Consider the following 20,573-nt stretch of genomic DNA (forward strand, 5'->3'; position numbering starts at 1 on the left):
CTCTTTCTTTCTCTCTCTATCTATTCTTGCAACCGACATGACAACAACATTTTTCGCAGTGGCGCTCCCTTCGGTGCCTGCGTGCCCAAAACAAAAAAGAGGTGACGAGGAGCGACGGGTCGTGAACTGAGCTACCCGCCGAAGCGGACCGGGACTCGGACCCGGGACCTTCATGGCCAAGGCCATGACGCTCTACCTGTAAACCCGCCTGCATTCACCTCAAAACAAAAAAAGCAGCGACAAGAATCGGCGAAACGTTCGTGCTCTGACCACTGAGCTACGGTCTTGCGACCGGCGGGAGTCGAACCCGCGACCACGAGCTTAAGAGGCTGTAGTTCCGCCAGCATTCGCTGCAAAAAAAAGTGCGACAAAAAGATGGCAAGACATCGACCGTGCCGCGGAGGCTGGGATTCGAACCCCCGGTCATCCATGTAGTCCTGCCTGCATTCGCACGACAACTCGCATCCTCGTTCGGCGACAAACAGTCGGTGTGACTTCAGATTGGTGATGTAGTCACACCTGCATTCGCCGAACGACGACGTTCAATTTCCTTTTGGGATCGAGCACCATGGGCCAGGGCCCACGGCACTCTTTCTTTTCTTCTTTCAGACCGAGGTTTCCTCGATCACACCCACCCAGTGGTCGGCGCCCAGGCCACCGGCGGCATACACCGCCAGCAGCTTGAACACTTCGTCGCTGAAGCCGCCGATGTTCAGCACATCGTCACGCTCCTGCGCCTGGGTGGTCGCATAAGGCTGGATGTCGATGCACACCAGCCGCGCCTTCGGGTTGCGCTTCTTGAACGCCGCCCACTCCTGCATGGTCGCGGTCCCTCGGCCACGGGCACGGTCGGCCCACGATTCGTTGTCCGACACCAGCACCACAAGGTCGGCCTGCGCCTTCTCCTTGTTCAGCAACGCCAGCGGCGCGCTGCACGACGTTCCGCCACCGCCCACCGCCGCCAGCTTGGCCGCGTTGGTCATCACCGAATCGCGTGGATTCAATTCCAGCGAAACCACCTTCGTCTCGAAGGGCAGCACACGCGCATCCGCATTGCGGCGCAGCACGGCAGCAGCCACCAGCGCAGCCACGTCGATGCATCGCACCGCCGAAGTCGCGGAACCGCGGTGGCCCGTCACTGGCGAGCTCATCGAGCCCGACACGTCGGGGCACACCACCACGCGGCCCTCGAACACCGGCACGTTGGCCAGCGCGAGTTCCATCGCGTCCTGCAGCGCTTCCTTCACCCCATGCGGCACCTCGGCGCCGGTTGCGGTGTAGGCCGCCATCAGCTGGTACGGCAGCACGCGGGCCTTGGCCACGGCCTGCGGATCGCGCAGCTTGGCAGCCACCGCTTCCGCGAGGCCTGGCAGCGTGAACACGCCGTGGCGCGCAAAGGTGTTCAGGTTCTGACGCACCATCTGCCACGATCCACGCTGCGCGATCCGGGCCCAGGCCTGCGTGTCCAACTCCAGCGCGGTCAGCATCTGGAACGGCACATCAGGCACTTCGAGCGAACGATCGCGCTTGAAGCGCTCGAACGCCTGCGTCAACGGAGGCAGCGCCTCCAGCGCATACGGACGACCGATCAGCCATGCGAACCACGCGGCGCGCCATGCTTCGGCGGGCTTCGGGTGAACCATCTTCACCACGTCGGCCAGCGACGGCGTGTTGCCCACCGACGCGTTCAGCAGTTGCGCTTCGGTCGCTTCGAGCAGCCATTGCTGCACCAGCTTCTTCGGACGCGTACCCAGCGACTTGCGGCCCACCGCACCCGAGCGCAGCATCTGCACGAAGTTGCGCAGCATCTTGCCGTTGTCCACCACGCGGGGAAACACCTTGGCGAGCAGCGACACGTCGCGCACCGCCAGCGTGGCGGCCAGCAGCGCCGGCATGTCCTTCATGTGGCCTGCGCGGCGTGCGTACACGGCCGTCTTGGCAACGAACAGCGGATCGACTTCGCGGGCCAGGGCCAGCACGGCTTCGAGCTGGTCCTGCGCCTGTGCGTAGAAGGTGTTGTTCAGGCAACCGGTGGCAGCGAGCTGCGCCAGCTGGTGCCGCGCCGACAGCGCGTAGGCCGTGCCGCCTGCTTCGTTGCGCGCAGTGGCCGAAGGCACCAGCGCGCCGCGCTGCGTTTGAAAGAGTTGAAGGTTGGCCATGTGACTTCTCCTTGTGGGTTCTTGTTGTGTGTCTGTGTTCTTGAATCTGCCTTTCTTATTGCAACCGGTGTGCCAGCTGTCTCAAGGCTGGCGAAGAAAATTCATAACCCATTGATTTGATTGACTTTTTCTTCAACAGCACGCTGCTTCAACGAACATCTAGCATCGTATTTATCCAGATTTCTTATAATTTTGGATAGTCTTTTATCCAGAAAATGAAGAAACCTATCGTCGTCATCGGCTTCCTCGGCACCCAGCTCGATGCCGGCCAGGGCGCGGGCCGCTGGAACAAGTGGCGCCCCACCGTGTCGCTGGCCCAGCACGAGGACATGGTCGTCTCGCGCATGGAGCTGCTCTACACGCTGCGGCACAAGGCGCTGGCCGAGGTGGTCAAGGCCGACATCGCCACCGTGTCGCCCGAGACCACCGTCAACCTGGTGCCGCTCGACATGGCCGACCCGTGGGACTTCGGCGAGGTCTACACGCGCCTGTACGACTGGGCCCGCGGCTACACCTTCGACACCGAGCGCGAGCAGTACTGGACGCACATCACCACGGGCACGCACGTCGCGCAGATCTGCATGTTCCTGCTGTCGGAGTCGCGTGTGGTGCCGGGCGTGCTGGCGCAGACCTCGCCGCCCAAGCGGCAGCGCGAAGGCGAGGCCGGCAAGTGCACGCTGATCGATCTCGACCTGTCGCGCTACGACGTGATCGCGCGGCGCTTCGATGCCGAACAGCGCGACGCGGTCGCCTTCCTGAAGAGCGGCATTGCCACGCGCAATGCGCGCTTCAACGCGCTCATCGACGAGATCGAGCGCGTGGCCGTGCGCTCGCGCGCGCCGATATTGCTGGTCGGGCCGACCGGCGCGGGCAAGTCGTTCCTGGCGCGGCGCATGTTCGAGCTGAAGCAGGCGCGCCACCAGATGACCGGGCCGTTCGTCGAGGTGAACTGCGCCACGCTGCGCGGCGACGGCGCCGCGTCCACGCTGTTCGGGCACAAGAAGGGTTCGTTCACCGGCGCGGCGAGCGACCGGCCCGGCCTGCTGCGCACCGCGCACCAGGGCGCGCTGTTTCTCGACGAGATCGGCGAGCTCGGCCTCGACGAACAGGCGATGCTGCTCAAGGCCATCGAAGAAAAGCGCTTCTTTCCCGTGGGGGCGGACAAGGAAGTGGAAAGCGATTTCCAGCTGATCGCCGGCACCAACCGCGACCTGCGCAGCGACGTGGCGCAGGGCCGCTTTCGCGAAGACCTGTTCGCGCGCATCAACCTGTGGACCTACGACCTGCCCGGCCTTGCGCAGCGGCCCGAAGACATCGAGCCCAACATCGACCACCTGCTGGCCATTCACGCGGCCGAGAACCATCGCGTGGTTCGCTTCAATGCCGAAGCGCGCGCGGCCTACCTGCGCTTTGCGCAAAGCGGCGAGGCGGTGTGGAGCGGCAACTTCCGCGACCTGTCGGCCAGCGTGACGCGGCTGGCCACGCTGGCGGACGGCGGGCGCATTCCGGTGGCGCTGGTCGATGCGGAAATTGCCCGGCTGCGCTGGCTGTGGAAGCACGCGGGTGCGTCGTCGTCGGCGACAGCAAGCGCGCGCCATGGAGGCATCGACATCGACCTGGACGCACTGCTGGGCAACGAGCGCGCGGCGGCACTCGACCTGTTCGACAGGCTGCAGCTCGAAGCCGTGGTGCGCGTGTGCCGGCAGTCGCGCAGCCTTTCCGACGCGGGGCGGCAACTGTTCCAGGCCTCGCGCGAGCAACGCAGCGTGGTGAACGATGCCGACCGCCTGCGCAAATACCTCGCGAAGCACGGCATTGAATGGAGCCGCATCGCCGACGCCTGAGCTATCCTCCGCGCCGATGGCCATCTCCGCATTCGCAGTCAAGGTCCCGGCAGCCGAATCGCTCGCGGGCGACCTGCGCCGCCGGTACGACGCCACCGTGGCGCTCGGCGTGCCGGCACACATCACCGTGCTGGTTCCGTTCATGGACCCCGCGCTGGTCACGCCCGACGTGCTGGCGCGCGCACGGCACGCGCTGAGTCGCACGCCGTCGTTCTCTTTCTCGTTGCGCAAGATCGGACGCTTTCCGGAAACGGCCTACCTGGCGCCGGAGCCGGCCGGGCCGTTCATCGCGATGACACTGGCGTTGGCGGAAGCCTTTCCCGAATTTCCGCCGTACGCAGGCGCGTTCGACAGCATCGTTCCGCATCTGTCCGTGGCGCATGGCAGCGCGTCCGACGCGGATGCCGCGGCCATCGAACTGCAGGCGCGCCTTCTTGCGTCGGGCCCGGTGCATGCGGCATGCACGGAGGTCACGCTGATCGAAAACTCATCGGGCCGCTGGCAAGACATGCATGTCTTTGCACTGCCCGAAGCCGGCTCCTGATTCATGCCCATGCGCAACGTTCTCTTCATCTGCAGCCGCAACCAGTGGCGCAGCCCGACGGCCGAACAGCTCTGGCGCAGGCATCCGCTGATCTCGGCACGCTCGGCCGGCACCAGCCCGAACGCACGGCACAAGGTCTCGGTGGGCGACATCGATTGGGCCGACGTCATCCTGGTGATGGAAGAAAAACACAAGTCGCGGCTGGTGGCCGAGTTCACGCGCATGCTGGAAGGCAAGCCGATCCACGTGCTCGACATTCCCGACGAATACAAATACATGGACCCAGAGCTGGTCGAGGAGCTTGAACGCTCGGTGCCTTCGATCCTGGGAATCGACTGACTTCGGAAAGCTGCCCGCCATGAAAACGCCGCAAGAGAAGAAACAGCTCAGCTACGCCAAGGACAGGCGGAACACCTACGGCGAAAACAGTGAAGCATCTCGAAAAGGCATCCCTTTGGCCAAGGCCCGGGCAAACCGGGCAGAACGCCATCTGCAGGACACCTTGCTCACGGCAGCCGTTGCCTCGTGCACGGAGGACCAGCTGACGCAGATCGAGGGGCAGGTAAAGGGAACCCCTCCGCGCAGATGGCGCAAAGCGGCCGACGAGCCCTTGGGCGAGGTACTCGCCAACAAGGCATCCAGAAAGAGTGCCCTCAAGAGCACCTGAAAATCAAACAACAACACATGACAGAAACCTACATCAGCACAGACGTCGAATCCGATGGCCCCATTCCGGGCCCGCATTCGATGCTGAGCTTCGGCTCGGCCGCCTACACGGCGGACAAGCAACTGCTCTCCACCTTCAGCGCCAACCTGCACACCCTGCCCGGCGCCGAAGCCGACGCGCGAACCGCCGCCTGGTGGAAGACCCAGCCCGAGGCCTGGGCCGCCTGCCGCGCCGACCTGCAAGACCCGGCGCACGCCATGAAGAACTACGTGAACTGGCTCAAGGGCCTGCCCGGCCGGCCCGTGTTCGTGGCCTACCCCGCGGGCTTCGATTTCCTTTTCGTGTACTGGTACCTCATGCGCTTCGCGGGCGAGAGCCCGTTCAGCCACTCGGCGCTCGACGTCAAGACCTTTGCCATGGCGATGCTGAAGACCGGCTACCGCGACAGCACCAAGCGCGCGATGCCCCGGCGCTGGTTCGACGCGAAGCTGCCGCACACGCACGTGGCGCTCGACGATGCCATCGAGCAAGGCGCGCTCTTCTGCAACATGCTCGCGGAAAACCGCGCCACCCAGGGACCACGGCCATGAACGCGGGCCGCACACTCCACCGGTGGCGCCGGCTCGCGCTGTGCGCGGTGCCGCTGTTGCTGGCCGGCTGCGTGCAGTCGATGTTCTATTACCCCGACCGCGTGCGCTACGAAACGCCCGACGTGCTGGGTCTGCGCTACGAGCCCGTGCAGTTCACCAGCGCCGACGGCACGCGCCTGAGCGGCTGGTTTCTTCCGGCGGCGGACCGCAAGAACGCGAAGGAAGCCAAGGGCACGGTGGTTCACTTCCACGGCAACGCGCAGAACATGAGCACGCACTGGCGCTTCGTGGCCTGGCTTCCGAAGCAGGACTACAACGTGTTCGTGTTCGACTACCGCGGCTACGGCGAATCGGAAGGCACGCCGGAGCCCAAGGGCGTGTTCGAAGATTCCAGCGCCGCGCTGAACCACGTGCGCTCGCGCGCCGACGTCGACCCCGAGCGGCTGTTCGTCTTCGGGCAAAGCCTGGGCGGCACCAATGCGATCGCGGTCGTGGGCTCGGGCAACCGCGCGGGCGTGAAGGCCGCAGCCATCGAATCGACCTTCTATTCGTACTCGTCGATTGCCAACGACAAGCTGTCGGGCGCCGGCCTGCTGGTCAGCGACAACTACGCGGCATCGAAGTACGTCGCGGCCATTTCGCCCATTCCGCTGCTGCTGATCCACGGCACGGCCGACGCGGTGATTCCGCATGCCCATTCGCAACGGCTGCTGGCCGCCGCGCGCGAACCCAAGCGCCTGATCGAGGTGCCTGACGCCGGCCACCTCGAACCGATGACGGCGCTGAGGTTCGGCCACACCTACCGGCAGGCGCTGACGGATTTCTTCGAAGCCTCGATGCGACCGGTCGCGCAACAACAATAAGGGTGGCAATCACGATGCAGCACTTCGACGAAGCCGCCACGCGCGCACCACTGGATTTCGAGCGCCTCGTGCCCGCGCTGCGCGACGCCTTCACGGCCGAGGCACAGGTGCCGCCGCGCCATGTGCACAGCATCGAAACGGCAGGCGGGGGCCACGACAGCGAAAGCGGCAACAGCAGCAGCAAGGGCACCGTGCTGATCATGCCGGCATGGAGCGACGCGGGCTTTCTCGGCATCAAGACCATCAACATCTTTCCCGGCAACAGCGCGCGCGGCCTGCCCGGCCTGCACGCGACCTACGTGCTGTACGACGCACGCACCGGCGTGCCGCTGGCGATGATGGACGGCAACGAGATCACCGCGCGCCGCACGGCCGCCGCATCGGCACTGGGCGCATCGTTTCTCGCGCGCAAGGATGCACGCCGCCTGCTGGTGCTGGGCACCGGCCGCATCGCGCGCATGCTGCCGGCCGCGCATGCGAGCGTGCGGCCCATCGACGAGGTGTGGGTGTGGAACCACCGCACCGAAGGCGCGGAAGCACTGGCCGCGCAGTGGCGCGCCGAAGGCTGGAATGCGCGGGCCGCCACCGACCTGGAGGCGGCCGTGCGCGAACACGCCGACATCGTCAGTTGCGCCACGCTGGCCACCGCGCCGCTGGTGCGCGGCGAATGGCTCGCGCCCGGTTCACACCTCGACCTGATCGGCAGCTTCACGCCCGCGATGCGCGAGGCCGATGTGCAGTGCTTTGCCGGTGCACGCACGTACGTCGATACGAACGAGGCATTGCAGAAATCGGGCGACCTGCTCGACGCGATGGCGGCCGGCACGCTGCATACGCAAGACGTTCAAGGCACGCTGGCGGAACTGTGCCGCGGCGAACGCGCGGGCCGCGCGAGCGATGAAGAACGCACCGTTTTCAAGGCCGTGGGCAGTGCGCTCGAAGACCTGACGGCCGCCACGCTGGTGTGGAAAAGCGCGGCCTGAATTCGGGCGGGGCCGGCGCCGCTCGCGCACCTCTTGAGGGTTAGTCCCAATCGTTGTTTCACCTAGGCAACCCATTTGCAGGCCATGCACTGGGGGACACTGGATGCATGGCGCCGGCCACCGGAAAGCGGCCCTGGTTTGTTCATGGCACGGAACTTGAAAGCCACGAACCAGGAACCGACTTCAGGCGAAAGGCGCATACGTCATACGGCGGATAGCGCTGCTCCCCCGACTGCCAGTAACCTGCAAACGCGATGAATACCGAGGGCCAGCCGCATGCTCACCATCCTTCAAAAAGCCAGCATCCTCCGCAAGGTGGGATTCGAAGTGCCGGCGCGCCCGGACGACGACCTCTCGACCCACGCCGTTACCGGCTCGTCCGCGAAACCCGAGGGTATTTCCCAGAAAGCACATGACTGGGCCAAGGCCATCGAGACCTTGTACGTGGCCTACGTGGCGGCCCGCGCCGCCAAGAGCCTGCGCGACGCCGAAGAAGTCCGGCAGACCGCAATGCTGCAACGGCTTTCGTCCCAGGCCTACGCCTGAGAAGCTTTCGTCTTTGCGCGCTGCCCGCGTGCTCGCGTGACGCGCGCTAACGGCTGGCGCTCACCAGCAGCATCATCGGCCGCTCGCGCTCTTCGGCCAGCGACGGCATCGCCGCCACTTGCGCGTCGGTCGGCCCCCACTCATCCACATGATCGATGTGAAAGCCCGCGCGCAGCAGCGTGTTCAGCAAGGTGCCCAGCGTGCGGTGCTGCTTGACGACGCCCTGTGCCAGCCAGTGGGTGGTGCGCGGCCCTTCCATCTGGTAGCTGTCGACCGGCCATGACTTGCGCCCCTGGGCGTCGGTGTGCCAGCCCGGCGTGCGCGGCGCCATGAAAATTGGGTGCTCGATCGAAAACACCAATCGGCTCCCGGGCACCAGCGCGGCGTGCACTGTGTCCAGCAAGGTGCCGAGGTCTTCGATGTAGTGAAAGGCGAGCGAGCTGTAGGCGAAGTCGAGCGACTGCGGCGGCAGCGCCAGTGCGTCGAGGTCCGCGCGCACATACGAGATGGCGCTGTCGGCGCCGAAACCCTCGGCCTTCTCGAGCATGCGCTGCGACACGTCGAGGCCGAGCACCGATGCCGCGTCCTGCGTGCGCGCCCACCGGCAGAACCAGCCCAGGCCGCAGCCCAGGTCCACCACCCGCAGGCCCTGCAGGCGTGGCACCAGCGCACGCAGCGCGGGCCACTCGGGCGCGCCGTCGAGCCCGTGCACCGAGCGCGGCAGTTGCTGGTAGCCCTCGAAAAAGGCGGGCGTGTCGTAGATGTTCTGGGCCATGGGTGGAGTCCTTGCTTGCTGTGCAGCGACGCCATTATTTCCCCGCCCCGAGCAACGACACCCCCGCGGGCAAGGCCGGCCAGAGGCCGCCCTTCCCGCTCCCGGTTTCTGTTTGGTGCCGGCTTACTTGGCCTGTGCGGACGTCAGCGCCGGGTTCTGCATCGTCGAGATCACCTTGCTGTTGACGCGCGAGCCGCCGGTCACGTTCTGGTCGGGAGCCGCGGCGGTGGCCAGGGCTTCCTGGTAGACCTGTGCCGGATCGCGGCTCGAGGTGAACGGGTCGGCGCCACGCGAGCCGCGCGTCACGTTCTGGTTGGGGGCATGTGCCGTGTCGACGGCCTGCTTGTAGACGGCTTCGGGGTCGGCCGTGGACGTGAACGGATCGGCACCGCGCGAGCCGCGCGTGACGTTCTGGTTCGGCGCATGGGCGGCGGCAATGGCTTCGGCTTCGACGGCTTCGCGGGTGCGACCGGCAGGTTGCTGGGCTTGGGCGGAAGCGACGGCCAGAACGGCGAATGCGGCAGCGAGGGCGAGCTTGGAGGTCTTCATGTTTGTGTCTTTTGAGGTTGTCTGGATGGGGCTGCCCGGAGATGCGGGAAAACCCTGAGCAAGACTAGTGGCCGCAAAAGGCAGTTCTGTGACGTCCTTCGAACGCACCGGGTTGCCGCTGCATGTGCCGGCGTTACAAAGCCGCTTCTGGTAGGGCAGCTCCACGCGCGGCCGCGCGCTTTCCCGCCGCGGCCACCTGAGGGTGCGGATGCGCCGCGCACAGCTTCGCCATCGGCACCAGTGCCTTCGTCGGCCGCCGGGCGATCTCGACGGCCACCGCCTCTCCCAGGAAGAAGTCGTCATCCCTCGCCAGCCGCTCCAGCAGCGCCAGGTCGAGCAGATCGAGCGAAGGAATCAACGCAACCACCACGTCGGTGAGCGCTCCGTCGTCCAGCAGATCGTTCACCAGCGCGCTCAGGCCGCGTTGATCGCCGGCAACCGGCGAGCCTTCGGGATGAAGGTCGCGCAGTTCGTCACCCTGCTCGCCGGCTTCGCGTGCAGCCTGCAAAAAGCTTTGCAACGAATCGAAGACCACGCGGCTCGTGCCGTCGTGTGAAAGAAAAAGCACGCTGCCTTGCAGCGGCGCCTTGCCCAGCAGCAGGTGATGGTCGCTGGTGTCGGGGTCGTCCAGCGCAAAGCCTTGCAGCGTGTCGACGATGGGCTGTCCGGCCAGGTCTTCGGTCAGCGTGGTCGCGTCCTCCCTTGGCAGCAGGCCCAGTTCGGCAAGCACGGGATCGTCGATGGCGTCGAAGTACTCGTCGAGGGTCATGGCATTGGCAATCCGATGGGGAAGAAGAAGTGACGGCGGGCGCGCCCCGTGTGCAAGTCACAGCCGGCTGCTACCCGCTGCGCAGGCCCGCTTCGAATAATACGAACACGGTCGGCGCAGACGCATTCATTCATCGATTGATTCATTCGCGCACGAACCGGCTTCCAACTTCATCATTCTGAAGGAGACAAGACAAATGGCTCGCAAGATCCTCATGCTCTGCGGCGACTACGCCGAAGACTACGAAACCATGGTGCCCTTCCAGACGCTGCTCGCCGTGGGCCACACGGTGCATGCCGTGGCACCCGACAAGAAGGCCGGCGACTGGGTGCACACCGCCATCCACGACTTCGAGGGTGCGCAGACCTACAGCGAAAAGCCGGGCCACCGCTTCACGCTGAACGCCACCTTCGCCGACGTGCGCCCCGAGGCCTACGACGCGCTGGTCATTCCCGGTGGCCGTGCCCCCGAGTACCTGCGCATGCACAGCCGCGTGGTCGAGATCACCAAGCACTTTCTCTCGGCCGACAAGCCGGTGGCGGCGGTGTGCCACGGCGCGCAGTTGCTCGCGGCCACGGGGCTGCTGAAGGGTCGCAAGGTCTCGGCGTATCCGGCCTGCCAGGTCGAGGTGGAACTGGCCGGTGCCGAGTACATGGGCATTCCGGTCGATCAGGCCGTGACCGACCGCAACCTGGTGACCGCGCCGGCCTGGCCCGCGCATCCGGCGTGGCTGTCGCAGTTCCTGGTCGTGCTGGGCACGCGCATCGAACACTGACCGAGCGGCACCCGCTGCGCCACGGGCGGCGCTACAGTGCATGCGTCGCCCACCTCATCCCTCACAAGGAGGCCGCCCATGTGCGAAGTCTTCATCAGTGCCGATCCGCAAAGCTACGACGCGCGCACGCGCTCGGTGCGGCTGCACGGCGTCGTCACCAGCATCCGGCTCGAGAACCTGTTCTGGCAGGTGCTCGAGGAAATCGCGCAGCGCGACGGCATGGTCGTGGTGCAGCTGATCGAGCGGCTCTACGACGAACTGGTCGCGGCTCGGGGCGAGGTCGGCAACTTCGCGTCGTTCCTGCGGGTCTGCGCCTTGCGCTATGAGGCGATGGTGGCGCAGGGGCGCATTCCGGCGGATACGTCGGTGGCCATTCGCTCGCTGGATGCGAAGGCGGTGCTGCATGAGCTGCCGCAGGGGTGGGGCCGCCCCTCGCCCGAACGGCAGCAGCTGGCAGGCGAGACGCGGGTGCGCGCGCTCCACATCGCTGCACGGCGGCACGCATAGCTGCTCCGCTCCCGACAGCCGCGGCGTGCGCAGGCGCCACGCCACGGCTGCATCCCGTCAATCCAACGAAACGTTCGCCTTGCGAATCACATCCGTGAACCGCTTCGTCTCGCTCGCCACGAACTGGTCGAACTGCGGGCGCGTGGTCGGGAACGGCTCGTAGCCGAAGCTCTTGAACTTCTCCAGCACGTCGGGTTCGGCCAGGCCGTTTTCGATGTCGCGCTTGATCTTCTCGGTGACCGATGCGGGCAGGCCCTTCGGCACGGCGATGGCGTTCCAGCCGATCACCTCGAAGCCCTTCGGACCGCCCGACTCGCCGACGGTCGGCACGTCGGGGAACGCGGCGTTGCGCTGGGGCGCGGCCACGGCCAGGAAGCGCAGCTTGTTGGCACGCTGCAGCGGGCCGGCGGTGGCGCTGCTGCCCAGTGCAAAGGCCAGTTCGCCGGTTGCGACCGAGGTGTAGAGCTGCGTCGTTTCCTTGTAGATCACGTGCTCCATTTGCGTGCCGGTGGCCGACTCGAAAAGCTCCGAGCCCAGGTGCACTGGGTTGCCGACGGACCATGAGCCGTAGTCGAGCTTGCCGGGGTTGGCCTTGGCATCGGCGATCAGGTCGCCGATGGTCTTGTACTTGCTGTTGGTGGCAACGGTGAAGAAGAAGTAGGTCTTGAAGAGCGGCAGCAGCGCGTCGAAGTCCTTGCTGGCGTCGTACGGCAGCTTCTTGAACAGCGCGGGGTACGCGGCCAGGTGCACGTTGTCGAGCACGATGATGTCGTGGCCGTCTTTCGCGCCGCGCTTGAAGGCGTCGATGGCAATGAAGCCGTTGCCGCCCGGACGGTTCTCGACCACCACGGGCTGGCCCCAGGCGCGCGAAAGCTTGTCCGCCACGAGACGGGCCACGCCATCGGGGCCGCCGCCGACCGGAAACGGCGTGATGATGCGCACCGGCTTGGTGGGAAAGGCTTGAGCCTGTTGCTGCTGTTGTGCAGATGCGGCGGCGGGCAGCAGGCCGGCGGTGGCCAGTGCAACGGCGGCCAGGCCCAGGCCACGGCGCGACTTCGAAACGATCGTGTTCTTCATCCTCTGATCCTCTTTCTCTTCCTCTGTGCTTGCAAAAAAGCCATCGGGCCGCTGCGCGGCTTCCGATGGCTGGGTGACGGTCTGTCTGCTGTCTTGTGGTTGTGTTTTGTCAGACGCGTTCAAGAATCACGGCAATGCCCTGGCCCACGCCGATGCACATGGTGCACAGCGCGTAGCGGCCGCCGCCCTTGTGCAGCTGGTTGACCGCGGTGGTGGCCAAGCGGGCGCCGCTGGCGCCGAGCGGGTGGCCGAGCGCGATGGCGCCGCCGTTGATGTTCACGCGTGCGTCGTCGTCCTTCAGGCCGAGCAGGCGCAGCACGGCAAGGCCTTGCGCCGCGAAGGCTTCGTTGAGTTCAATGACGTCGATCTGGTCGAGCGTGAGGCCGGTGAGCGCCAGCACCTTCTGCGTGGCAGGCGCGGGGCCGATGCCCATGATGCGCGGCGCAACGCCGGCGGTGGCCATGCCGACCACGCGGGCGCGCGGCGTGAGGCCATGCTTGGCGGCGCTGGCTTCATCGGCCAGCAGCAGCGCGCAGGCGCCGTCGTTCACGCCGCTGGCATTGCCGGCGGTCACGGTGCCGTCGGGGCGCACCACGCCCTTGAGCTTGGCCAGCGACTCGAGGCTGGTCTCGCGCGGATGCTCGTCCTTGTTGACGATGATGGCGTCGCCCTTTTTCTGCGGCACGCTCACGGGCACGATCTCGGCGTCGAAGAAGCCGGACTTCTGCGAAGCCACGGCACGCAGTTGCGAGTTGAGCGCCATCAGGTCTTGCGCTTCGCGCTCGATCTTGTAGTCAGTGGCCACGTTCTCGGCCGTCTCGGGCATGGAGTCGACGCCGTACTGCGCCTTCATGAGCTTGTTGACGAAGCGCCAGCCGATGGTGGTGTCGTACACCGCGTTGTTGCGGCTGAAGGCGCTCTCGGCCTTGGGCATGACGAAGGGCGCGCGGCTCATGCTTTCCACGCCGCCGGCGATCATCAGCCCGGCTTCACCGGCGCGAATGGCGCGGGCCGCGGTGCCCACGGCATCGAGGCCCGAGCCGCACAGGCGGTTGATGGTGCCGCCGCCCACTTCGAGCGGCAGGCCGGCCAGCAGCGCCGACATGCGCGCGACGTTGCGGTTGTCTTCGCCGGCCTGGTTGGCGCAGCCGTAGAGCACGTCGCTCACGGCCTGCCAGTCGACGTTCTTGTTGCGTTCCATCAGCGCGCGCAGGGGCACGGCGCCCAGGTCGTCGGTGCGCACGCTGCTGAGCGAACCGCCGTAGCGGCCGAAGGGGGTGCGAACGGCGTCGCAGATGAAGGCTTGGTTGGTCATGTCGTGTGTCTCTTCTTGATTGATTGGATGGATCAGGCAGCGATCGGCAAGCCGACCAGCTTCTCGAGTTCTTCGCGGGTGAGCCCATCGACCAGGTCGACGAGCTTCAAGCCCTGCGGCGTGCATTCGAGCGTGGCGAGGTCGGAGTACACGCGCTTGACGCAGCCGATGCCGGTCAGCGGATAGGTGCATTCCTTCACCAGCTTGCTGGCGCCCTGCTTGGTGAGCAAATCCATCATCACCCAGGTCTGCTTCGCGCCGATGGCCAGGTCCATCGCGCCGCCGACGGCGGGAATGGCGTCTTTCTCGCCGGTGTGCCAGTTGGCGAGGTCGCCGGTGGCCGACACCTGGAATGCGCCGAGCACGCAGATGTCGAGGTGGCCGCCGCGCATCATCGCGAAGCTGTCTGCGTGGTGAAAGAACGAGCCGCCCGGCAGCAACGTGACGGGCTGCTTGCCGGCGTTGATGAGGTCGTAGTCTTCTTCGCCGGCCTCGGGCGCGGGGCCCATGCCGAGGATGCCGTTCTCGCTTTGCAGGATGACTTCGCGGCCCTTGGGCAGGTGGTTGGCCACCAGCGTGGGCTGGCCGATGCCGAGGTTGACGACGGCGCCGTCGAAGATGTCCTGCGCCACGCGGGCGGCGAGCTGGTCCTTGGTGCGACGTGTGTACGTGGTGGTCATGGTCATGCTGCCTTCTTGAAACCGCCGGCCTGCGTGGCGACGCGTTCGATGCGCACCACCTGGTGCACGAAGATGCCCGGGGTCACGATGGTCTCGGGGTCGAGCGTGCCGAGCTCGGCAATGTCGTGCACCGTGGCAATGGTTTTCTTCGACGCCATGGCCATCACCGGGCCGAAGTTGCGCGCGGCCTTGCGGTAGACCAGGTTGCCCCAGCGGTCGCCGCGCTCGGCCTTGATGAGCGCCACGTCGCCATGAATCGGGTACTCGAGCACGTACTGCTTGCCGTCGATCTCGCGGGTTTCGCGGTTGCCCGCGAGCTGCGTGCCGTAGCCGGTGGGACAGAAGAAGGCGCCGATGCCGGCACCCGCCGCGCGGATGCGCTCGGCCAGGTTGCCTTGCGGCACGAGTTCGAGCTCGATCTTGCCGCTGCGGTAGAGCCCGTCGAACACCTGGCTGTCGGCCTGGCGCGGAAAGCTGCAGATGATCTTGCGCACGCGGCCTGCCTTCAGCAGCGCCGCGAGGCCGGTCTCGCCGTTGCCCGCGTTGTTGTTGACGACCGTGAGGTCTTTGGCACCCTGCTCGACGAGGCCGTCGATGAGTTCGCCGGGAATGCCGGCGGTGCCGAAGCCGCCGATGAGAACCGTGGCGCCGTCTTGGATGCCTGCGAGGGCATCGGCGACCGAGCGCGCGATCTTGTTGATCATGAAGCTTGTCTCCGGGAGTGAAGAAAAGAAAGCGGTGAAGCGATGCGCCTGAACACAACGACCGATTCTGCGAACCGCCGATTTGTTCGTCTAAAGAACATTTGTTCGTATAATGAATTTTAGAGAGGATCGCTCACCATGGCAACCCACACCACACAACCCGATACACCCGCCCCCGGCGACAGCTACGTGCAGTCTTTTGCGCGGGGGCTGCAGGTGATCCGCTCGTTCAGCGCCAGCGCGCCGCGCCAGACGCTGAGCGAGGTGGCGGCCGGCAGCGGGCTCACGCGGGCGGGCGCGCGGCGCATCCTGCTCACGCTGCAGACGCTGGGCTACGTGGTGACCGACGGCAAGCTCTTCACGCTCACGCCGCGCATCCTCGACCTGGGCTTTGCGTACCTGTCGTCGATGCCGATCTGGAACCGCGCCGAGCCGGTGATGGAAGCGCTGGTGCAGCAGGTGCAGGAGTCGTGCTCGGCCGCGGTGCTCGATGCCACCGACATCGTCTATGTGCTGCGCGTGCCGACGCAGAAGATCATGCGCATCAGCCTGGGCGTGGGCTCGCGCCTGCCGGCCTACTGCACGTCGCTCGGCCGGCTGCTGCTGGCCGACCTTGAAGACGACGAAGTGCGCGCGCGGCTCGAAGCCTCGAATCTCGAAGCGCTGACCAAGCACACCGTGACCGACATCGATGCGCTCATGGCCAAGGTGGCGCAGGCGCGCAAGCAGCAGTGGTGCCTGGTGAACCAGGAGCTCGAAGAAGGCCTGATCTCGGTGGCCGCGCCCATCGTCGACCGGCAGGGGCGCATGGTGGCCGCGCTCAACATCAGCGGGCAGGCCAACCGCACGAGCGCGAAGGTGATGCAGGAGACGATGCTGCCGGCGCTGGTGGAGGCGGCGAACCGGATCTCGCGAATGCTCTGACGGGCGCGTTTCACCGGCCTGTCACGCCGACCTACTAGATTGCCCTCCCAAACTACAACACCCTGGGAGGGGTCAGTCATGACTGGTCGTTTCGTCTCGTCTGCTTTGCCGCGTCACCTGATGCTCGCGGTCGCTTCTTCTGTCGTACTCGTCGCGTGCGGCGGCAACGATGGAGGGGGCATGCCCTTTCCGCCGCCAGTGGCGGCAATGCCCGCCCCGCCACCCGCACCCGCTTCGCCACCACAGGACGACTCAGCGGGCTTGCCCCATCAACTGACCGGCTGGGCCGCCCTCCCCGATACGTTCCGCTGGCCTGGTCCGACCACGGGCCAGTTCATTTCCGCCGCGCTCGGCGTGACGCCGCCCTTCATCGACGGACAGCCGCTTCCGGGCTTCTCGGCAATGCTGAAGAATGACGACGGTAGCTGGCTCGCCATGCCCGACAACGGCTACGGCAGCAAAGGCAACTCCGGCGATTTCGTGATCGGCTTCTACAACGTCAGCATCGACTTTCGCACCGTGGCCAATGGCACGACAGTGCCCGGCAGCGTGAAGGTGAACAGCCACGTCAATTTCAACGATGCCAATGGCTTCCTGAAAGACGGCAAGGGCGTGGACCTGAAGATCACCGCCGACTTCGCCAACTACCAGACCGTCACCGGCAACAACCTGGTCGACAGCGGCAAACCCGTGGACCCGCGCATCATCGCCGGCCGGCTGCTGACGGGCTTCGACTTCGATGTCGAGTCGATTGCCCGCGCAAAAGACGGCAGCTACTTCGTGGGCGAGGAGTTCGGTCCCTACATCCTTCACTTCGACAAGAACGGCACGTTGATGAGCGACCCGGTGCCTCATCCGTTCCTGCGCAGCCCGTTCAATCCGCAAGTGATGAACAACGGCGCCAGCGCCACTTCGCTCGCGAGCCGGGGTTTCGAAAGCCTGGCCTACAACGGCGACAACAGCCGCCTTTTTGCAGTACCCGAAGCGGCGCCCTCGCTAGCCTCGCTGCGGCCTGTGGCCGACGACGAGCGTTACCTGAACTTCTTTGAATTCGATCCCGCCTCGATGCTCTATACCGGCAAGAACCCGATCTACAGGAAGGACGGTCCCGCCAAGGACAACCAGATCGTGATCGGCGACATGACCAATGTGGGCGGCAACAAGTTCGTGCTGATCGAACGCGACGGCTTTCTCGGCGCCAAGGCGGTGGTCAAGCGCCTGTACATGGTGGACCTGGACGTGAAGGACGCCGACGGCGCGCTGAAGAAGACGCTGCTGGTGGACCTGCTGAACATCTCCGATCCGAAGGGCATCGGCGGCACCTGGCCCGGCGTGGCGGCCGGCAAATTCACCATGCCTTTCGATTCGATCGAGAGTGTCGAAGTGGTGGACGACCACACGCTGGCCGTCGCGGTCGATACGAACTTTCCGACAGAAGACGGCCGTGTTGCCGGCAAGCCGGACAACACGGAAATCATCACGATCCGCTTCGATCAGGCGTTGTTCAAGCGCGTCGCGTCGAAGACATAGGGGCGCGCCCCGCGGGGCATTCCCTCGGTCAAGCCTCCGAGTGAATGCCCTTCATGATGATCACCCCGCCCAGCCGCGTGGTGTCCGCGCGCATGCGCCGGGCCAGCGCATCGGGCGAGCCCGGCTGCGCCTGCCAGCCGGTCTTGAGCAAGGCCTCGGTCACCTCGGGCGAGCTGATCACTTCGACCAGCGCGGCATTGAGCTTTGCCACGGCAGCCGGCTTCATGCTCGCGGGCGCGGCCAGCGCAGTCCAGATTTCGAGGTCGGCGCCGCGCACGTCGGCATCGCGAATGGTCGGCAAGTCGCCGGCCAGCGGGCTGCGTTCGGGCGATGTCACGCCAATGGCCTTGAGCTTGCCGGACTTCAGGTGCGGCAGCGCGAGGCCGGGCGGCAGCAGCGCAAGCTGGATCTCACCGGCGAGGATGCCGGCGATGACCTGCGGGTTGCCGGTGTAGGGCTTGTGCTGCGCGGTAATGGCCGCGCGGCTCTTGATGAGCTCCATGCCCAGGTGGCCCACGGTGCCCACGCCCGGCGTGCCGTACTTGCCGTTGCTGCCGAGGTTGCGCACCCACAGCAGCAGGTCGGCGGGGGTCTTGCCTTCGGCGTTGCCCGCCACCACCAGCACCAGCGGCGCGGTGCCGATGAGGCCGACCGGCGCGAAGTCTTTCTCGGGGTCGAAGGGCGTGGCCGGGTTGAGCAGCTTGGCAATGGTGAGGTTGCCGTTGATCAGCGCGCCGATGGTGTGGTCGTCGTTGGCCTTGGCGACCTCGTTGGCCACGAGGTTGCCGCTGGCGCCGGGCTTGTTCTCGACGGTGACAGGCTGGCGCAGCAACTTCGACAGCGGCTCGGCGATGGCGCGGGCCGCGAGGTCGGGCGACGCACCGGCAGGAAAGCCCACGAGGATGCGAACGGGCTTGGTCGGCCATGCGGCATCGCCGCCAGTGCGTTGCGCCCACGAGGCCTTTGCGAACAGCGAAGCGGCAAGGGCTGCCGCGCCGCCTTCGAGCAAGCGGCGTTTGGTGATCGTCAAGGTGACTCCAGAGAGTGAGAGAGACTAGGGAAATTGCTTACGTTGATCTTACACAACGTTACAGACTGGCGCCGCCTGAAGCAAGCCTGAAGGGCCGCCGCGAAGGGGCTTTAGCATGGGCCGCGATGGCGCATCGACCTGTTGCCGCCACGCTAGAGCCAAGGGAGAGCGCGCCAGATGATCGAGTTTTTTCACACCCGGGAACGCCTGCGCTTCCTGTTGTACGTAGGCGCCATTGCCGTGCCGCTGCTGCTTGCCGCGGCCTGGTTCGTGAACCGCATGGAAGATTCGTCGGCCGCCGCGGGCGAGCCCAACGCGCAGGGCGGGCGAAGCTACCGCATCCAGGAAAAGAGCGGTGCCAAGGCCTTGCCGCCGCCGCTGGCCGCCCTGCTCTCGGTGCCGCCCAAGACCGCCATGACCGACGTGAGCGTGAGCATCGACAGCGCCGGCCGCGTGACAGGTGCGGCCATCAAGGCGTTCAGCACCGACGACTTCAAGACCGTGGCCGCCTTCCACAAGCCCACGCTCTCGCCCGTGACCCGCGAGGACGCAAGCGCGTTGTGGGGCGTGCGCGATGGCTACGAGATCAAGATCTCGCAAGAGACGAAGTTCTTCGACAACGATCCCTACAAGGACCGCACGAAGATCGAGTACTACATCAACCCGGTGAAGAGGCCGTAGGAGGCGCTGCTGCAGCAGGCGCGGCAGCCTCGGCCGTTGCGCGCAGCAGCTTTCGCTGCGTGGGAAACAGCGACCAGCCCCACCGCTGCTGCGCGTAGCCCCACAGGCCCTGCTTGAAGAACAGCGTGACCAGGATCGCCAGCAGCCCGAGCCCCAGCAGGTACCAGGTGCCGTAGTCGCTCAGGAACTTGTTGAGCGCCCAGAAGATGAACGCCCCCACCAGCGGCCCTTCGATGCGCCCGATGCCGCCGATGACGACCATGAAGATCGCGAAGGCCGTCCAGTTGACGCTGAAGGCCGCATCGGGGCTGATGCGCAGGTTGCCCACGAAGTACAGCGCGCCCGCCAGCCCCGCGCCGAAGGCCGCGACCACATACACCGCGAGCTTCATGCGCGCGACCGGAATGCCTTGCGACTCGGCCGCCACTTCGTTGTCGCGAATGGCCAGCAGCGCCAGCCCGCGCTTGCTGCGCAGGAACAGGTAGACCAATGCGATGGCCGCGACCACGCAGGCCAGCGCCATCCAGTAGGTGGTGCTCTCGCGCGTGGCCTTGTCGATGCCGCGCAGCGCCGTCAGCGTGGTGCCCGAGCCGCCGCCCACCGCCGACACGTTGGCAAAGCTCAACCGGAACACCTCGGCAATGACCCAGGTGCCGATGGCGAAGTAGCCGCCCGACAAGCGGAACGCGACGAAGGACACGGGAATGGCAACGAGCCCCGCGGCCAGCGCGCCCAACGGTATCGCGATGAACGGATTGATGCCCGCGAAGTTGCCGAGCATCAGCATCACGTAGCCGCCGAAACCGAAGAAGGCCTGCTGCCCGATGCTCACCATGCCGCCGTAGCCGGCGAGCAGGTTCCACATCATCGCGAAGATGAAGTAGCAGGCGATCTCGACGAACTCGCGCATCCAGCTCGACTCGCCCCACAACGGCAGGCTGGCGGCGAGCAGCACGAGCACAAGGCCGACGACGAGCGCGGTGCGGCTCGCGGCGGTGGCGCGCGAAACTTCGAAAGAGGCAGCGTGGCTGTGGGCCTGGGTGTGGGGCATGGTCGTCATC

General features: G+C 66.0%; 23 protein-coding genes. 13 read left to right on the forward strand and 10 right to left on the reverse strand.

Going from position 1 to position 20,573, the window contains the following annotated elements; translation table 11 throughout:
* Window positions 1-605: 605 nt before the first annotated feature.
* The gene (locus DBV14_RS23715) at window positions 606-2,159 is read right to left on the reverse strand and encodes an RNA-binding protein (protein WP_124462699.1); all 1,554 of its coding nucleotides are present in this window, start codon (window positions 2,157-2,159) and stop codon (window positions 606-608) included.
* Between the two features lie 215 nt (window positions 2,160-2,374).
* Between DBV14_RS23715 and rtcR the strand changes: the two genes are divergently transcribed.
* The 8 genes from rtcR (at window position 2,375) to DBV14_RS23755 (ending at window position 8,196) form a co-directional block, all read left to right on the forward strand.
* Window positions 2,375-4,003: an RNA repair transcriptional activator RtcR gene (gene rtcR / locus DBV14_RS23720; protein ID WP_124462701.1), complete on the forward strand. Its 1,629-nt coding sequence runs from the start codon at window positions 2,375-2,377 to the stop codon at window positions 4,001-4,003.
* Between the two features lie 16 nt (window positions 4,004-4,019).
* A complete protein-coding gene (locus DBV14_RS23725) occupies window positions 4,020-4,547 on the forward strand; it encodes a 2'-5' RNA ligase family protein (protein WP_124462703.1) in 528 nt (175 codons plus the stop codon).
* Window positions 4,548-4,556: 9 nt separating this feature from the next.
* Window positions 4,557-4,886, forward strand: a complete 330-nt coding sequence (locus tag DBV14_RS23730; protein WP_124462705.1) for a low molecular weight protein tyrosine phosphatase family protein — start codon at window positions 4,557-4,559, stop codon at window positions 4,884-4,886.
* A 19-nt stretch (window positions 4,887-4,905) separates the two neighbouring features.
* Window positions 4,906-5,214, forward strand: coding sequence for a hypothetical protein (locus tag DBV14_RS23735; protein WP_124462707.1), 309 nt, complete (start codon window positions 4,906-4,908; stop codon window positions 5,212-5,214).
* Window positions 5,215-5,231: 17 nt separating this feature from the next.
* Complete coding sequence (locus DBV14_RS23740; protein ID WP_124462709.1) at window positions 5,232-5,804, forward strand: exonuclease; 573 nt, start codon at window positions 5,232-5,234, stop codon at window positions 5,802-5,804.
* Entirely contained in the window at window positions 5,801-6,667 is an 867-nt protein-coding gene (locus DBV14_RS23745) for an alpha/beta hydrolase (protein ID WP_124462710.1), read from the forward strand. Before DBV14_RS23740 ends, DBV14_RS23745 begins: the two co-directional genes overlap by 4 nt.
* A 14-nt stretch (window positions 6,668-6,681) precedes the next feature.
* Window positions 6,682-7,650, forward strand: a complete 969-nt coding sequence (locus DBV14_RS23750; RefSeq protein WP_124462712.1) for an ornithine cyclodeaminase family protein — start codon at window positions 6,682-6,684, stop codon at window positions 7,648-7,650.
* Between the two features lie 276 nt (window positions 7,651-7,926).
* Window positions 7,927-8,196, forward strand: a complete 270-nt coding sequence (locus DBV14_RS23755; protein ID WP_124462714.1) for a hypothetical protein — start codon at window positions 7,927-7,929, stop codon at window positions 8,194-8,196.
* Window positions 8,197-8,242: 46 nt separating this feature from the next.
* Here DBV14_RS23755 and DBV14_RS23760 read toward each other — a convergent pair whose 3' ends face one another.
* From DBV14_RS23760 to DBV14_RS23770, 3 genes are all read right to left on the reverse strand, one after another.
* A complete protein-coding gene (locus tag DBV14_RS23760; RefSeq protein ID WP_124462716.1) occupies window positions 8,243-8,971 on the reverse strand; it encodes a bifunctional 2-polyprenyl-6-hydroxyphenol methylase/3-demethylubiquinol 3-O-methyltransferase UbiG in 729 nt (242 codons plus the stop codon).
* A 123-nt stretch (window positions 8,972-9,094) separates the two neighbouring features.
* Window positions 9,095-9,520, reverse strand: coding sequence for a hypothetical protein (locus DBV14_RS23765; RefSeq protein WP_124462718.1), 426 nt, complete (start codon window positions 9,518-9,520; stop codon window positions 9,095-9,097).
* 133 nt (window positions 9,521-9,653) lie between these two features.
* A complete protein-coding gene (locus DBV14_RS23770) occupies window positions 9,654-10,289 on the reverse strand; it encodes a hypothetical protein (RefSeq protein ID WP_124462720.1) in 636 nt (211 codons plus the stop codon).
* Window positions 10,290-10,485: 196 nt separating this feature from the next.
* Between DBV14_RS23770 and DBV14_RS23775 the strand changes: the two genes are divergently transcribed.
* Entirely contained in the window at window positions 10,486-11,064 is a 579-nt protein-coding gene (locus DBV14_RS23775; RefSeq protein ID WP_124462722.1) for a DJ-1/PfpI family protein, read from the forward strand.
* 78 nt (window positions 11,065-11,142) lie between these two features.
* Entirely contained in the window at window positions 11,143-11,571 is a 429-nt protein-coding gene (locus DBV14_RS23780; protein ID WP_124462723.1) for a ribbon-helix-helix domain-containing protein, read from the forward strand.
* A gap of 57 nt (window positions 11,572-11,628) precedes the next feature.
* Here DBV14_RS23780 and DBV14_RS23785 read toward each other — a convergent pair whose 3' ends face one another.
* From DBV14_RS23785 to DBV14_RS23800, 4 genes are all read right to left on the reverse strand, one after another.
* A complete protein-coding gene (locus tag DBV14_RS23785; RefSeq protein ID WP_124462725.1) occupies window positions 11,629-12,648 on the reverse strand; it encodes a tripartite tricarboxylate transporter substrate binding protein in 1,020 nt (339 codons plus the stop codon).
* 109 nt (window positions 12,649-12,757) lie between these two features.
* Window positions 12,758-13,963, reverse strand: coding sequence for a 3-oxoadipyl-CoA thiolase (pcaF, locus tag DBV14_RS23790; protein WP_124462727.1), 1,206 nt, complete (start codon window positions 13,961-13,963; stop codon window positions 12,758-12,760).
* Between the two features lie 32 nt (window positions 13,964-13,995).
* Complete coding sequence (locus DBV14_RS23795) at window positions 13,996-14,649, reverse strand: 3-oxoacid CoA-transferase subunit B (RefSeq protein WP_124462729.1); 654 nt, start codon at window positions 14,647-14,649, stop codon at window positions 13,996-13,998.
* Entirely contained in the window at window positions 14,646-15,347 is a 702-nt protein-coding gene (locus DBV14_RS23800; RefSeq protein WP_124462731.1) for a 3-oxoacid CoA-transferase subunit A, read from the reverse strand. Before DBV14_RS23800 ends, DBV14_RS23795 begins: the two co-directional genes overlap by 4 nt.
* Window positions 15,348-15,485: 138 nt before the next feature.
* Between DBV14_RS23800 and DBV14_RS23805 the strand changes: the two genes are divergently transcribed.
* Both DBV14_RS23805 and DBV14_RS23810 read left to right on the forward strand, forming a co-directional pair.
* Entirely contained in the window at window positions 15,486-16,271 is a 786-nt protein-coding gene (locus DBV14_RS23805) for an IclR family transcriptional regulator C-terminal domain-containing protein (protein WP_124462733.1), read from the forward strand.
* A gap of 261 nt (window positions 16,272-16,532) precedes the next feature.
* Entirely contained in the window at window positions 16,533-17,801 is a 1,269-nt protein-coding gene (locus DBV14_RS23810) for an esterase-like activity of phytase family protein (RefSeq protein WP_311732859.1), read from the forward strand.
* Window positions 17,802-17,829: 28 nt separating this feature from the next.
* On the opposite strand, the gene DBV14_RS23815 is transcribed toward DBV14_RS23810, so the two are convergent.
* Entirely contained in the window at window positions 17,830-18,831 is a 1,002-nt protein-coding gene (locus DBV14_RS23815; RefSeq protein ID WP_124462737.1) for a tripartite tricarboxylate transporter substrate binding protein, read from the reverse strand.
* A gap of 177 nt (window positions 18,832-19,008) precedes the next feature.
* Between DBV14_RS23815 and DBV14_RS23820 the strand changes: the two genes are divergently transcribed.
* On the forward strand, window positions 19,009-19,512 hold the full coding sequence (locus tag DBV14_RS23820; protein WP_124462739.1) for a hypothetical protein: 504 nt from the start codon (window positions 19,009-19,011) through the stop codon (window positions 19,510-19,512).
* Here DBV14_RS23820 and DBV14_RS23825 read toward each other — a convergent pair.
* Window positions 19,490-20,572 carry a branched-chain amino acid ABC transporter permease gene (locus DBV14_RS23825; RefSeq protein ID WP_260397202.1) on the reverse strand — a complete coding sequence of 361 codons (1,083 nt, stop codon included), beginning with the start codon at window positions 20,570-20,572 and terminating at the stop codon, window positions 19,490-19,492. The genes DBV14_RS23820 and DBV14_RS23825 overlap by 23 nt on opposite strands.
* Between the last annotated feature and the right edge of the window lies 1 nt (window position 20,573).

It is taken from the genome of Variovorax sp. KBW07, assembly GCF_003852515.1.
Classification (GTDB): Bacteria; Pseudomonadota; Gammaproteobacteria; order Burkholderiales; family Burkholderiaceae_C; genus Variovorax.

Excerpts from the sequence above, each read along its gene's own strand:
- DBV14_RS23715 (WP_124462699.1), bottom strand. The coding sequence starts at position 2,159 with ATGGCCAACCTTCAACTCTTTCAAACGCAGCGCGGCGCGCTGGTGCCT.
- rtcR (WP_124462701.1), top strand. The coding sequence starts at position 2,375 with ATGAAGAAACCTATCGTCGTCATCGGCTTCCTCGGCACCCAGCTCGAT.
- DBV14_RS23725 (WP_124462703.1), top strand. The coding sequence starts at position 4,020 with ATGGCCATCTCCGCATTCGCAGTCAAGGTCCCGGCAGCCGAATCGCTC.
- DBV14_RS23730 (WP_124462705.1), top strand. The coding sequence starts at position 4,557 with ATGCGCAACGTTCTCTTCATCTGCAGCCGCAACCAGTGGCGCAGCCCG.
- DBV14_RS23735 (WP_124462707.1), top strand. The coding sequence starts at position 4,906 with ATGAAAACGCCGCAAGAGAAGAAACAGCTCAGCTACGCCAAGGACAGG.
- DBV14_RS23740 (WP_124462709.1), top strand. The coding sequence starts at position 5,232 with ATGACAGAAACCTACATCAGCACAGACGTCGAATCCGATGGCCCCATT.
- DBV14_RS23745 (WP_124462710.1), top strand. The coding sequence starts at position 5,801 with ATGAACGCGGGCCGCACACTCCACCGGTGGCGCCGGCTCGCGCTGTGC.
- DBV14_RS23750 (WP_124462712.1), top strand. The coding sequence starts at position 6,682 with ATGCAGCACTTCGACGAAGCCGCCACGCGCGCACCACTGGATTTCGAG.
- DBV14_RS23755 (WP_124462714.1), top strand. The coding sequence starts at position 7,927 with ATGCTCACCATCCTTCAAAAAGCCAGCATCCTCCGCAAGGTGGGATTC.
- DBV14_RS23760 (WP_124462716.1), bottom strand. The coding sequence starts at position 8,971 with ATGGCCCAGAACATCTACGACACGCCCGCCTTTTTCGAGGGCTACCAG.
- DBV14_RS23765 (WP_124462718.1), bottom strand. The coding sequence starts at position 9,520 with ATGAAGACCTCCAAGCTCGCCCTCGCTGCCGCATTCGCCGTTCTGGCC.
- DBV14_RS23770 (WP_124462720.1), bottom strand. The coding sequence starts at position 10,289 with ATGACCCTCGACGAGTACTTCGACGCCATCGACGATCCCGTGCTTGCC.
- DBV14_RS23775 (WP_124462722.1), top strand. The coding sequence starts at position 10,486 with ATGGCTCGCAAGATCCTCATGCTCTGCGGCGACTACGCCGAAGACTAC.
- DBV14_RS23780 (WP_124462723.1), top strand. The coding sequence starts at position 11,143 with ATGTGCGAAGTCTTCATCAGTGCCGATCCGCAAAGCTACGACGCGCGC.
- DBV14_RS23785 (WP_124462725.1), bottom strand. The coding sequence starts at position 12,648 with ATGAAGAACACGATCGTTTCGAAGTCGCGCCGTGGCCTGGGCCTGGCC.
- pcaF (WP_124462727.1), bottom strand. The coding sequence starts at position 13,963 with ATGACCAACCAAGCCTTCATCTGCGACGCCGTTCGCACCCCCTTCGGC.
- DBV14_RS23795 (WP_124462729.1), bottom strand. The coding sequence starts at position 14,649 with ATGACCATGACCACCACGTACACACGTCGCACCAAGGACCAGCTCGCC.
- DBV14_RS23800 (WP_124462731.1), bottom strand. The coding sequence starts at position 15,347 with ATGATCAACAAGATCGCGCGCTCGGTCGCCGATGCCCTCGCAGGCATC.
- DBV14_RS23805 (WP_124462733.1), top strand. The coding sequence starts at position 15,486 with ATGGCAACCCACACCACACAACCCGATACACCCGCCCCCGGCGACAGC.
- DBV14_RS23820 (WP_124462739.1), top strand. The coding sequence starts at position 19,009 with ATGATCGAGTTTTTTCACACCCGGGAACGCCTGCGCTTCCTGTTGTAC.
- DBV14_RS23825 (WP_260397202.1), bottom strand. The coding sequence starts at position 20,572 with ATGACGACCATGCCCCACACCCAGGCCCACAGCCACGCTGCCTCTTTC.